A 352-nucleotide genomic window follows, 5' to 3' on the forward strand; every position below is an offset into this window, starting at 1 on the left:
CCACCAACTCAAATAACTTAGCTTCTAGAACCTGCAAAAAACCTTTATTGGCATCCAAGAAGATGGTATAGAGAAGTGAGTGGACATATTGGATTTTATTTAAAGGGTGACAAACGAGACTATAGCCATGACTCTTAGACACATAGAGGGTCATCTTGTATTGTTCTTGAGCCAACTGGGTTCGAATTTCATTCAAATCATTTAAGACCGTATTACGAGAGACTTCTGTCAACTCCATTAGCCGTTCAATGGTCACTCTTTCTGGTGTGATACAGATATATACCAACATCAGCTGAATGCGCTCAGGCATGCTCATGACGTAGGTGTACGAATCAATGGAATCGAGAAGATC

Annotated in this window: 1 protein-coding gene; it reads right to left on the minus strand. The window is 40.3% G+C overall.

The window, feature by feature from the left end; all coding sequences use genetic code 11:
- A partial coding sequence (locus C1G53_RS00180; RefSeq protein WP_153046621.1) for an HTH domain-containing protein occupies positions 1-352 on the minus strand: 352 nt, incomplete at both ends.

Source organism: Streptococcus suis, assembly GCF_002960445.1.
In the GTDB taxonomy this organism is placed as follows: Bacteria; Bacillota; Bacilli; order Lactobacillales; family Streptococcaceae; genus Streptococcus; species Streptococcus hyiners.